Raw genomic sequence first — 11,929 nt, 5'->3', positions numbered from 1 at the left:
GTAAACCCCGGCAGGTTTTGGCCTGATATGCGAGGCGTCGTACCAAAACTTGTCTAAAATTGCTCCCCCATGCTGGTACGGATCAAAGACACTGACGCCCGGCCCTAGACCGGCAAGATAAGCGCTGTCGAACGCGGTCATGCACGGGGATCAGGGTTCTGGCTTCTTCGAAACTGAACTCGGCCCATTGCCCTATTTCGGCCCGGGCCTGGCCTAACTATGAAGCGTTGTATCGCTTTCTACTCCAATTACCGGATAATGAGTTGGTACACCGCCAGAGTGCCGCTGATTTGTCTTTTCTGCAGCAAGGGATCACGTTTACCGTGTATGCAGAAAACAAAGGGACCGAGCGCATCTTTCCTTATGATTTGCTGCCACGGCTTATTTCAAATGCTGAATGGCAGACCATAAAGGATGGGATGACCCAGCGCATAACGGCACTTAATCTCTTCTTAAAGGATATTTATCACGAGGGTGGAATCCTGAAAGCGGGTATTATCCCCCGGGAGCTGATTTATAGCAGCAAACACTATCGTCGTGAAATGCGGGGCGTATCGATACCACGGAATGCATACGTTGCCATTGCCGGCACGGACCTCGTTCGGGTCGGGGACGGGAAGTTTATGGTCCTGGAAGACAACCTGCGCGTCCCCAGCGGCGTTTCTTATATGCTCGCGAATCGGCAGGTGATGAAACACGTTTTTCCCGGCATGTTTCAGCATTACGGTGTGCAACCCATTATGCATTATGGCCAAACCCTGCTCGCTACCCTGCGCGCACTGGCGCCAGATCATGTTGCTGAACCCAAAATTGTACTACTGTCGCCCGGGGTATTCAACTCGGCATATTTTGAGCACACCTTTTTGGCCCGGCAGATGGGCGTTCCGCTTGTAGAAGGCCGTGACTTACTGGTACACAACAACTTTCTGTACATGCGAACGACGGCAGGACTACACAAAGTTGATGTCGTATACCGCCGAATTGATGACGATTTTTTGGATCCCTTGATTTTTCGGCCAGACTCCATTCTGGGCGTGTCGGGTTTATTCAATGTGTACCGCGCCGGCAACGTGGCTCTGGCCAATGCTGTGGGCACGGGTGTCGCAGACGACAAAGCGGTCTATGCGTACGTACCCCAAATCATCAAGTATTATCTCGGTGAAGATCCTATTATCGAGAACGTGGAGACCTATCTGCTGGAGGACAAAGCGCAATTGCAGCACGTACTGGGCCGGCTGGATCAGCTGGTTGTAAAGGCAGTTGGCGAATCGGGAGGCTACGGCATGTTAATCGGGCCCCACAGTACCAAGGCGATGCGCGAGGAATTCAGGATGCGGATCAAGGCAAATCCGCGCGACTATATCGCTCAGCCTACGCTAGATCTTTCGTGCGTACCCTGTTTCATCGACGGTCACATCGAATCCCGCCATGTAGACTTGCGGCCCTTTGTGCTAAATGGTGCTGAAGTTAACATTGTACCGGGCGGGTTGACCCGCGTTGCTTTGCAAAAGGGATCACTCGTGGTTAACTCTTCACAGGGTGGCGGAAGTAAAGATACCTGGGTCCTGCATGAGTAAGGCACGAGCAACATCGAATATCAAAGAAATTCCTACTGTTGTACGACTTTCTTTGTTTGATTTTCAATGCTTTAAACGGTGTAGACCATGATGCTGTCTCGGGTTGCTGACAACCTCTACTGGATGAGCCGCTATCTGGAGCGGGCCCAACATACGGCCCGTTTGTTAGATGTGACGCTGGATCTGTTGCCAGAGCGCTCGCCCGATGCCGCAGCGAAGGCATGGGAAAAGCTCTTTGCCAGTCTGGGCATTCAGGTGGAGATGGATGAACCTGCGCGTCCTTTTTCGTACATGCAGCGCCTCTCGTTTGATACAAATGAATCCGGATCCATTGCTTCGACAATCGCTGCAGCGCGCGAAAATGCGCGGCAGGTGCGCGAAGAAATCAGTTCCGAAATGTGGGAGCAAGTCAACCGTCTCTATTTGAATGTTACAGCGGCCAATGCGCAAACAGTTTGGGCGCAACCGCACGCATTTTTTCAGGAAGTCAAGCAAGGAACCCACCTGTTTCAAGGCATCACCGACTCAACGATGAACAGGGGGCAAGGGTGGCAATTTATTCAGGTTGGTCAGTTTATCGAGCGGGCCGGCAATATTTCGACCTTGCTTGATGTGTATCTCCGGGGACTCGGACTCGAAGCACTCGAACTCTCGCGTGAGGCACACCAGGATGCTGTATGTCTGCTTCGTAGTTGTACCGCGTGGGAGGCGTATTGCAAAGTTTACACAGCAAACACAAAGTTCTCCTGGATTGCAGAGTTTCTGCTCTTGAATGAAGAGTTTCCCCACTCTGTCCATTTTTCCGTAATGATGGTGCGTGATGCCCTGTTTTTCATCGCAGACGCCGCTGAGTCACACAAAAACAGCAATGTCATACGTGCTGTAGGCCGGCTCAAAGCGATGCTAGATTATGGGCACATCGATGAGATTATTTCCAACAATCTCTACGTCGTGTTGCGGGATATACAGATGGAGTGTAGACAGATACACACTTTGCTCTATCAAAATTATATCCATTATCCGGTAGATGAAAAATTGCCGGCATCTTCTATGGCCAGATATTAAATGACCAGGTATTCACCGATCGAAAGTTTGCTTCCCTGCCTTGATTAGCTATGCGATATACCATCCAACACATCACGCGATTTCAATACGACCGCCCCGTACGCGAGAGCGTTACCGAGTTGCGTATGCAGCCCCGGAGTGAGGGCAAGCAGTTATGTGTGAATTTCTCCATTTCGGTTCAACCGCACGTCGCTGTCTCTTCTTACCAGGACTTCATGTTAAATACGGTCCACCACTTTGATATTCCTGCTTTGCATACCGAGTTATTGCTGCAAGCGGATGCCACGGTGGAAGTAATGCCTTTTTCTACGTTGCCGGACGCTCTGCCAGCTATTTCTTGGGACGCACTCGATGGCGAAGCAAGGGATATCCATTGGGATTATGTAAATCCGAGTGACTTTGCACAGTCAACGCCATTGTTGCTGACCATGGCCAAAGAATTAAAGTTGGGCCGGCTGGCTGACCCGCTCACGACACTAATTAAGCTCAATAAATCCATCTATGAGGGTTTTGACTATGCGCCGCAGAGTACCCACGTTGAATCTAGGATAGACGAAGCGCTAAAAGTAAGGCGTGGGGTTTGCCAGGACTTTACCCATATTATGATTACCCTTGGCCGTATGGTAGGCATTCCCTGCCGGTATGTGAGCGGTTACCTGTTTCATCGGAATGAAGATGAGGATCGATCAGCGGAGGACGCTACGCATGCCTGGATGGAAGCCTGGTTGCCGGAATTGGGGTGGATTGGTTTTGATCCAACGAATAACCTTATTGCAGGTGAGCGCCATATTCGTGTAGCCATTGGGCGCGATTATGCTGACGTTCCTCCAACTCGCGGCACCTTCAAAGGTGATGCAACCGAAAGGCTTGGCGTAGGGGTACGCGTCGCGCTATCAGACTACCAGGAAAAGCCTGGCGAAATTCTACTCAACGAAACCCCGATGAAGCCCCGAGAAGCTTTTAATGGGCGGGCAAAGCAGCAAGCCGCCATGCAGCAACAATGACCTTTGTCAGTTACGCGTAAGGGGATTGCGAATCGAGCGCCTAGGCTTCAATAAGTAAGGCCCAGTCATTGCCTCGGGATTCATCTCCAGGAGGATCAAATGAGACAGCTGGCGCTACATCCATTTTGCCACCATCTACACAGATACCCGTAGCTGCATGGTACCACCAGGCTTGTGCGGTGGGAGATTCAAAAACTTTCCAGGTTAAGTTCGACTGTGTTGCCATCGGGTAGGTATGCCCTAATAAAGCTGTTATCCCAGGAGTTCTGAATCGTTGGACGTTGTGCCGCAACCTGTCCAGGTTATCGCAATCAAAGTGAAGGTGAGCATGTTGGAGAAAAATTTCATGGTACGAAATGGCATTTGTTAACGGAATCCAAGATGTATTCAGGATACCGCTTAAGCATACCTGCCAGCTATGGCAAATCCGGACAAGCATTCTACTTTTGGGGCCAGGGTAGAGGCTGGGTTGTATTTTTAGGAGGTGTTAGGAGAGGATTGTAAACGGTTTATACTGAGGGCAAATATTGGTATGTTATAGATGATTCAAACCGACGCTCGTATTCACAGATAGCTCATCGTAAAGATATGCTGGCAAAGGGATTTCAAATAACATGTATCGCGTTATTGCTTTCGTGCAAGCCTGTACTGGCACAGCCAAATGTTGACCTCAGTGATGTCGGGCAAGTAGCACTGGAAAACACCGGTGCAGCGAACGCACAGCAACCTTTCCTGCATGGACTCGCGCAACTCCACAATTTTGAATATGGGGATGCAGCCGATGACTTTAAAGAGGCCCGGAGTATCGACCCGGACTTTGCGTTGGCCTATTGGGGCGAAGCCATGACGCACAACCACCCGATCTGGATGCAGCAGGACCGGGAGAAGGCATTGGCAATCCTGAATACGTATGCTCCGACGCCGGCGGCCAGACAAGAAAAAACAGCATCCGAACTGGCGCGCGATTTACTGGCTGCCGCAGATATCCTCTACGGTGAAGGTAAAAAACACGACCGAGACGACCGCTACATGGCATTTATGGCCGCGTTGCATGACAAGTATCCGAAAAATGTCGAAGTGGCGGCGCAATACGCGCTGTCGATTATGGGCACTGCCCACGAGGGGCGCGATTTTATGCTCTACATGCAGGCTGCGGCACTCATGCAACAGTTTATCGTGTTGTACCCCGGCCACCCGGGTGTTGCGCATTACCTGATCCATGCTACCGACGATCCCATCCACGTACCACTCGGACTTAAAGCTGCACAAGCGTATGCAGACATCGCACCCAACGCGGCACATGCGCAACACATGACAACCCACATCTTCCTTGCCCTGGGCGATTGGGACGGCGTGATTCGTGCCAACATCCGGGCTTTGGATATCATGAATGAGCGCCGCGCTGCGAATGAACAAGCGGCAGCGGGTTGCGGGCATTACGCATCCTGGTTGATGTACGGGTACCTGCAGCAAAGCAACCGCGACAAAGCCCACGAAATTATGCTGCGGTGCCAGCAGAACATTGCCCGGGGTGAAATGAAGGGCACGGGGCCGGCCTACCACTATGGATGGCAGCGAGCGATGTACCTGTTCGATACCAAAGAGTGGGATGGTGACATTGCTTTGAATAATGCTGATGTAGGGGATGACTATCGCGCGAGGTTTGATTTGCTTGTGATGGATGGATTTGTTGCGTTGGCACAAGGTGATACTGAAGCTGCCCGGGCGCTGTATAATACAGCCGAGGCACCGCTGGATTCTATCTTTTCTTTTTGGGATAAGCAGGGATTTGCTGCAGACCATGAGCCGCGCATGAAGCCGGCTGTCCAGCGCATGCAGCTCAACGCACAAATCCTATTTGAAGAGGGTAAAGCCGACCAGGCCATTGCGGTAATGAGAGAAGCCGTTGCCCTGGAAAGTGGTATGTCTTTCGGTTTTGGGCCTCCAAGCCCACCCAAGCCAAGCCATGAAATGCTAGGAGAAATGCTGATTGAAATGGGGAGATTGGAAGAGGCCAGAGAGATCTTGCAAACGGCTTTGCGAAGAACACCCAACAAGCGTTTAACAGTGGATGCACTTGAACACCTGTCAGATAAAATTGCAGAGAACTAAGCTGGCAAAGCCTGTCCCTCAATAAATCTGAATTTGTACGCTTCGTAGAGGGCGTAATCTATTTGAAAACAATAGGTTACGCTCTCTTTTTTTCTGTGAGAAATAACGGCCGAGGAGTTCCTCCCTGGCCTAAATCGCGGTGGTAATGACCCTTTTTTTGATACGCTCCTGTGGTTTATATCAAGCAGTCTAAAGGACGTTGATATGCTCACCAAAGTAAAAGCATGCTAAAGGAGTGTCCAAATGAAAGGAATAAGTCGAGCTGGTGTGATTACAGTTGCGTTACTGATCATTGGTTGCACGAGTACGCAGATCCCAAAGGCATCTGTTGAATTGTCGGAAATCGTCGGGGAGCAAACGACGCAGATTCAAACATCGCACGAGGCATTTGTAAAGCTGTACTACAATGAATTGCGTGAAGATGTGGATGTCTTTATGCGTGAAAAGTGGGTGCCTGAATTTCTGGCGCGAGCTGTTGAAAATGAGCGGTTTAAAGCTACACATACTGAAGCGTATATGGTTTCTTCACTCAACCAGGATAGTGTTGAAGCCCAGATTAGCCACTTGCCGGCGGCATTGAGAACAAGCGTTTTTCAAGCTGTGAAAGCACAAAAAGCTGAGTTGGGCAATGTGCTAATTGGTTTTGGGGAAGCGGCAGTTGTGCAAATCGAAAAACAGCGAACGGTGATGATTGGCCGAATTGATGAACAAGAGCAGGCCGTTTTATCCCATTTACGCGAGACATACGTAGACTTGTATCGGGCGCAGTCGACCATTGAGGCAAACTTGCGAACCACTGCTGAGATAACGGAGCAGAAGGAGATTGTCTTACGCAAGCTGGGACTCCTGGAAAACCAAAATGTGCTGTTAAATAAAGCTATGCATGCAAGCAGTCTTGCATCGCGTGCTTTAAATGCAGCCGACAGCGGGACGTCTGGCATGAAGGACTTCCTTCGGGCCCTGGGCGGAGCAGTACTCGAAGTACCAGTCTCGAAAAAAGATTCCACAGTCGCAGGTGTGGCTGTAACAGCGACGTTTTAAAAGGCTCACTGAATGAATATTGATCATCAGAGATCCACTAAAAGAACAGGTGTTATCATGCTTGGGAGTCCATTTGATTTTTCAGAAGAAAGTGCGCAAACGAATGAGGCACTGGCAGACGAAATTGCTGCGCTGTCTCCTTTGTCGTCAGAAGAACTCAACGCAATCCTGCCTGAGCCAATCGATAGAGAACGATTTAAGGCATTGGCTACAATCATTCAATCGAGCACAAACCAGCAAGAGCAGATTGCATCCTTGCAGCAAAATTTCTCACAGGTGGGTGGGGTTGTTGTGAAGCTGCTTGGGAAGTTTATCAACCCGCTTGGCTGAGATCGAGTATTTGTAGCGCGTTTGCAGGAACGTGAGAGATACGGAGTTGCATCTCTTTCACGCTACCAACCGTTTGGGGAGCGAAAGATTAAGCCACTTGATGTAGCGTTTATTCGGAATATTATGGGTAGCGGGACGGTACGTTTTTGTGCCGCAATACGTCTTTTTTGAAACACCCGTCGGGTCTTCAAGACCCAACGGGTGTTTTAGCAACGCGGATTATTTTTTTCTTGACGGCCGTTCGAGCCGCTGTTACTTAACCAACACAATCGGCTTCGTCTGGACGGTGCCATCTACAGAAAGCCGTACAAAGTAGAGGCCGGTGGTTGTATTGTTAGGCAGCCAGGAGAACAGTTGCACGCCGGAAGGCACTGTTCCTTCTGCCAGTGCTCTCACCCTCTGGCCAAGCACGTCAAACACTTCAAGCTGAATGTAAGCTGTTTGCAAGAGTTGCAGGGCTACATGTACCTGATCCTGTGCCGGGTAGGGGTAGATGTCGAAGGAAGCTATGCCGTCCAGCACCGTATCTTCAATGCTCGTTGCCGTTTCGTTTGGCTCGTAGTTGAACAATGACCTGATCTTTTACGATCAAAAATAAACAGAGGGATGAAGCTAGAGCCTTATAGCTTCTACAGGAAGGGTGCGTCAGAGTGGTTTATTTATGATACAGGTTTGCGCAAGTAATGTCTGTTAATTCCGCGATGCAGATCAATCTGTGTAGTTACCTGTGTTTGTTATGGGGTACGGTCCTGTAGTCGCTGCTGGTATAATGCATCTGTACATTCGGCGTCACCGATCAAACTGCACCCACTCCATAATGGCCGTACTGGAAGCGTAGTGTTCGCCTTCGTTTACTTTGAAGACCAGGTAGATGTCGTGCCGGCCTGTAACCTTTTCTTCAAAAGACATGGTGAACGCTGTAGCATTGGCTCCTCCAACGGTTGCACCTACAGCCCTTTCCGTGTAGGTTGGGTCTAGCCGGACGCTACCCAGCAAATCGCCATCTATGCCGCCTGAACGTGCCTCAAGCGTAGCTGTGGCTTTGAAAAGTGAGAGGAAAGTGGTGATGCCGGTAATGTTGGTCAGGTCTACATCTTCAAACGTGATGTAGCCACCAGAGGCCAGAAAGCGCACCACTTCGCTGTTAAATTTGGAAGCCTGGTGGTAGGTGTCACTACGGACGGCTTTCATACGCGCGCTGCGCAGCAAAAATTGTGATTGGGCAGTGAGCGAGGGGATGGTGTCCCCGCCGCGATCGCGATAGGTCACATTAAAAACAAGCTCGTCGGTCGATTTTGGTTTCAGATTCCCTGTTGTCGGCATGCGCTCCGCAGTGGGCGGTGGCTCAGACAGGCTCAATACATACTGCACCATATCAGTAGCTGCTTCGCGCGACAGTTGTGGATGGGCCGACATGATCCGGTCGCCCCACGTACCGCTCCCGCCTTCGATAACTTTGCCTACGAGCATCTCAACCACCTCGCTATCCCCGTCCTCGTATTTGTCTGCAATCTCCGTATAGCTAGGCCCGACGGACGCAGCTGCAATCGCATGGCACGCTTTACAGCCGTTGTCATTGATCAACTTCAAGCCGCTGGGGATGTAAGCGTTAACCGCATTGGTATGATCCTGTGCGAGCATGGTGACATCCGGGGCCATATCGGTAGCGCCGATGGTAACAACGACATCTTCGGGAGCGATACCAGCGTTGAGTGACCCATCTTCTAAATCTTTAACATGAACCTGGTATGCGATGGATCGATCAGGCCAATAAAACGACTGGTTGCCGGCAACCTCAAGCGAAATCTCGGGCATGCTGTTGCCCACTTTGATGGTTTGATCTACACTAGCGGTCACACCTTCACCATCTGTTACCGCAAGCGTGACCGTGTACACGCCCGGTTGTTCAAACGTGTACGCCGCATCCATCTTAGTTGAAGTAGCGGATGGGCCCAAACGCCAGCTGTAAGAGAGGGTATCTGTCTCGTCGAGGTCATACGATGCGCTGGCAGAGAACTGTGCCGTCAAAGGCGCCGCGCCGACCGTCTGACTGGCCTCGATACGCGCAACCGGCGGCCTGTTTCCGCGCACATAGTCAATGCGGACCAGCTTCGCTTCCGGGTGCTGCGCAAACCAGAACGGGCCATACTCGAGCATGTAAAGTGCACCATCCGGACCAAATTCCAGTTCGATCGGGTGGCTAAATGTTTCGTTCGGTAGAAAGGGTGCGATTTCGCTCAGGGCACCGTTTTCATCAAATGTGACCATGTTTACCCAGTCGCGCATCCATTCAGCAATGAAGAGCTTGCCGTCGTAGCTGCTCGGGAAGCTGCGGTCGGGGAAGGTGAGGGTGTTGTCGGCTTTGAGGTACGCGTCGATCCAGGGCGCGGGGTTGCTCGTGTCGTATTGAACAGGGTACAGATCCGAGTAGTACGTTGGGCCGCCGATAGGAGATTTACCACCGGTTTTCAGGTGTGCAAAATCTTCAGACTCGCCGTAAGAGTACCAGATTAATGCCGGCTGTGCCGGCGGCAAAGTCTGTGTACCTGTGTTGTTTGGAGAATCGTTTGTCGGGGCGGTCGGGTCAGCGAAGGGGCCAATTTCTTCAGTCTCAAAGTCGAAGTCGGCATACGCGCCGTTGTTGCCCGCGAAGTAGGGCCAGCCAAAGAAGCCGGCTTCGGTCGCCATGTTAAACTCATCGTAACTAATGGGTCCGCGTTCAGGGTTGTTGATCGTATTTTGCCCCACATCTCCCCAGAATACTGCGCCTGTTTTCTGGTCTATGCCAATGCGGTAGGGGTTGCGGCATCCCATGACATAGATTTCAGGCCGGCCTTCTTCACCATCTTTAGGAAACAGGTTGTCGTCAGGAATGGTGTAGCTGCCATCAGGCTGCGGGGTGATGCGCAGGATTTTACCGCGCAGGTCCTGTGAGTTGCCGGCGGTGCGCTGGGCGTCCCAATACGCGCGCCCTTCGCGTTCGTCAATGGAGTTGTAGTAGCCGGGGTTGTGCGGGTTAGTGTTGTCACCCACCGCAATGAACAAGTTACCGTTGGGGCCAAACGCGAGTGAGCCGGCCGAGTGGCAGCACTCAACGCGCTGGGTTGGAATTTCGATCAGCACTTTTTCGCTGGCTAAATCGATGGTTGTCCCGGTAAAAGTGAACCGCGATACGCGTTGCCGCGGTTCATCATCGGCTGGAGAGTAGAAGAGGTAGATCCAGCTGTTCTGGACAAAGTCAGGGTCGAGCGTGAGACCGAGCAAGCCATCTTCGTGGCCATAATGCACGTTCATCGTAAGGAGCAGTTCAGTGGTCTCTGTTTGCGGGCTGTACATTTTGATGCCACCGACGCGCTCAACGAGCAACACGCGTCCGTCTGGCAGTACGGCCAATTCCATGGGTTCGTTCAGGCCGCCGGCCAGTTCAATTTTCTGGAACCGGTCCTGATCATCCTGTGCAATTACAGGCGCGGGCGTATTGATGGTGACGACAAAGCAAAGGGCGAGCCACAGGATGAAGGTGCGCATAGCAGACCAAACTAATTCTGTAAAACGATGGAGCTGATAGTATAGCGGATAGAATATATCAATAATTGCGCGTATCGAAAGGTAAAATTATATTACCTCGACCTCAACATGCAGCATGCACAAATTGCCTGCTGTTCACCAGAATCAGTCCCAATTCTTATGCGCGTAGCCGGCATTAACTTCGACCATTTTCATATGGGAGACCTCCTTCGGGAAGTTTTTGAACACCCGAGCGCCGAAATTGTCGGTATTTCCGACCTGCAGGCGGAGCGCATGCAAAGCGCAAAAGAAAACTTCGGTTTGTCAGACGAGCAGGTATTTACCGACTACAAAGCCTGTCTGGAGCAAACGCAGCCAGATCTTGTGATCCTTTGTCCCGCTGCATCAGAGCATGCGGAGTGGACGGAAAAGGTGGCGCCATACGACGTGCACATCCTGATGGAAAAACCGTTCGCTGCGACACTGGAAGAAGCGGACCGGATGATTGAAGCGATGGCCGGCACTGGCAAACAATTGGCGATCAATTGGCCGTTGCGCTGGTATCCTTCACACATCACCGCCAAGCGGTTGGTATCGGAAGGACGGATTGGCAAGCTGCAGGAGGTCCATTTTTACGACGGCAACCGCGGGCCGCTGTACCATGGCGCGGATAAAATTGAGATGGAGCCCACCACTGAAACGAAAGCTGGCAGCTGGTTCTACAAAAAGTCGCGCGGTGGCGGGTCGATGCTCGACTACCTGGGATACGGTACAACCCTCGGCACCTGGTACCACGCCGGCGAAACCCCGGTGGAAGTGACTGCAATGTGGAATGAAACAGCGGGCCTGGAGGTCGATGAGCACAGCATCACCATCTGCCGGTATGCAAGTGGCCTCTCCAAATTTGAAACCCGCTGGGGCACTTTTACCGATCCGTGGACGATGCAGCCGCAGCCCAAATGTGGCTTTGTGCTCAAAGGTAGCGCCGGGACCATCAGCAGCTATGATTACGAGCCAACGATCCGCGTGCAGGACAGGGAGTATCCGGCCGGCGTAGATATCCCGGTAGATAAAATCCTCTTCCCGCATAACGCCGCCATCCCGTACTTCATCGACTGCATCGAAAACAATCGCCCCTTGGATGGCCCGCTGTCGCCAGAAATTGCACGCATCGGTCAGCAGATTGTAGATACCGCGTATCGGAGCGCGCAGGAAAAACGCACGCTGCCTTTGGCTGGCTGAAGGTTAAGGGCATGCCGATTGCCGAATGTTTTTAGGGCATTGCTACACCCC

Annotated in this window: 10 protein-coding genes; 7 read left to right on the top strand and 3 right to left on the bottom strand. The window is 51.6% G+C overall.

From position 1 onward, the window contains the following. Positions 1–227 precede the first annotated feature (227 nt). The 3 genes from AAF564_08590 to AAF564_08580 all read left to right on the top strand — a co-directional run bounded on the left by AAF564_08590 (position 228) and on the right by AAF564_08580 (position 3,646). The gene (locus AAF564_08590) at positions 228–1,577 is read left to right on the top strand and encodes a circularly permuted type 2 ATP-grasp protein (GenBank protein ID MEM8485594.1); all 1,350 of its coding nucleotides are present in this window, start codon (positions 228–230) and stop codon (positions 1,575–1,577) included. An 87-nt stretch (positions 1,578–1,664) separates the two neighbouring features. Further along, a complete protein-coding gene (locus AAF564_08585; protein MEM8485593.1) occupies positions 1,665–2,642 on the top strand; it encodes an alpha-E domain-containing protein in 978 nt (325 codons plus the stop codon). Positions 2,643–2,692: 50 nt separating this feature from the next. Then, complete coding sequence (locus AAF564_08580) at positions 2,693–3,646, top strand: transglutaminase family protein (GenBank protein ID MEM8485592.1); 954 nt, start codon at positions 2,693–2,695, stop codon at positions 3,644–3,646. 40 nt (positions 3,647–3,686) lie between these two features. Here the strand turns inward: AAF564_08580 and AAF564_08575 are convergent, their stop codons facing one another. Then, on the bottom strand, positions 3,687–3,872 hold the full coding sequence (locus tag AAF564_08575; protein ID MEM8485591.1) for a putative collagen-binding domain-containing protein: 186 nt from the start codon (positions 3,870–3,872) through the stop codon (positions 3,687–3,689). Between the two features lie 362 nt (positions 3,873–4,234). Between AAF564_08575 and AAF564_08570 the strand changes: the two genes are divergently transcribed. The 3 genes from AAF564_08570 (at position 4,235) to AAF564_08560 (ending at position 7,129) form a co-directional block, all read left to right on the top strand. Beyond that, entirely contained in the window at positions 4,235–5,758 is a 1,524-nt protein-coding gene (locus AAF564_08570) for a hypothetical protein (protein ID MEM8485590.1), read from the top strand. A gap of 243 nt (positions 5,759–6,001) precedes the next feature. Continuing rightward, positions 6,002–6,799: a hypothetical protein gene (locus tag AAF564_08565; GenBank protein MEM8485589.1), complete on the top strand. Its 798-nt coding sequence runs from the start codon at positions 6,002–6,004 to the stop codon at positions 6,797–6,799. 57 nt (positions 6,800–6,856) lie between these two features. Next, a complete protein-coding gene (locus tag AAF564_08560) occupies positions 6,857–7,129 on the top strand; it encodes a hypothetical protein (GenBank protein ID MEM8485588.1) in 273 nt (90 codons plus the stop codon). Between the two features lie 252 nt (positions 7,130–7,381). Here the strand turns inward: AAF564_08560 and AAF564_08555 are convergent, their stop codons facing one another. Next, on the bottom strand, positions 7,382–7,699 hold the full coding sequence (locus AAF564_08555; protein MEM8485587.1) for a T9SS type A sorting domain-containing protein: 318 nt from the start codon (positions 7,697–7,699) through the stop codon (positions 7,382–7,384). Positions 7,700–7,918: 219 nt separating this feature from the next. Continuing rightward, a complete protein-coding gene (locus tag AAF564_08550) occupies positions 7,919–10,657 on the bottom strand; it encodes a PQQ-dependent sugar dehydrogenase (GenBank protein MEM8485586.1) in 2,739 nt (912 codons plus the stop codon). A gap of 108 nt (positions 10,658–10,765) precedes the next feature. Here AAF564_08550 and AAF564_08545 point away from each other — a divergent pair, with 108 nt between their 5' ends. Beyond that, positions 10,766–11,878 (top strand): Gfo/Idh/MocA family oxidoreductase, encoded by a 1,113-nt coding sequence (locus tag AAF564_08545; protein ID MEM8485585.1) that lies wholly within the window; start codon positions 10,766–10,768, stop codon positions 11,876–11,878. Positions 11,879–11,929: the final 51 nt, after the last annotated feature.

The sequence above is a fragment of the Bacteroidota bacterium genome, assembly GCA_039111535.1.
Classification (GTDB): domain Bacteria; phylum Bacteroidota; class Rhodothermia; order Rhodothermales; family JAHQVL01; genus JBCCIM01.
The sequence above is the reverse complement of the archived record's forward strand: the minus strand, read 5'-3'. Positions and strand labels throughout refer to the sequence as shown.

What these genes read in the sequence shown, in the direction of transcription:
- AAF564_08560 (MEM8485588.1), top strand. Translation starts at nt 6,857, where the DNA reads ATGCTTGGGAGTCCATTTGATTTTTCAGAAGAAAGTGCGCAAACGAAT.
- AAF564_08580 (MEM8485592.1), top strand. Translation starts at nt 2,693, where the DNA reads ATGCGATATACCATCCAACACATCACGCGATTTCAATACGACCGCCCC.
- AAF564_08545 (MEM8485585.1), top strand. Translation starts at nt 10,766, where the DNA reads ATGCAGCATGCACAAATTGCCTGCTGTTCACCAGAATCAGTCCCAATT.
- AAF564_08550 (MEM8485586.1), bottom strand. Translation starts at nt 10,657, where the DNA reads ATGCGCACCTTCATCCTGTGGCTCGCCCTTTGCTTTGTCGTCACCATC.
- AAF564_08565 (MEM8485589.1), top strand. Translation starts at nt 6,002, where the DNA reads ATGAAAGGAATAAGTCGAGCTGGTGTGATTACAGTTGCGTTACTGATC.
- AAF564_08570 (MEM8485590.1), top strand. Translation starts at nt 4,235, where the DNA reads ATGCTGGCAAAGGGATTTCAAATAACATGTATCGCGTTATTGCTTTCG.
- AAF564_08575 (MEM8485591.1), bottom strand. Translation starts at nt 3,872, where the DNA reads ATGGCAACACAGTCGAACTTAACCTGGAAAGTTTTTGAATCTCCCACC.
- AAF564_08585 (MEM8485593.1), top strand. Translation starts at nt 1,665, where the DNA reads ATGATGCTGTCTCGGGTTGCTGACAACCTCTACTGGATGAGCCGCTAT.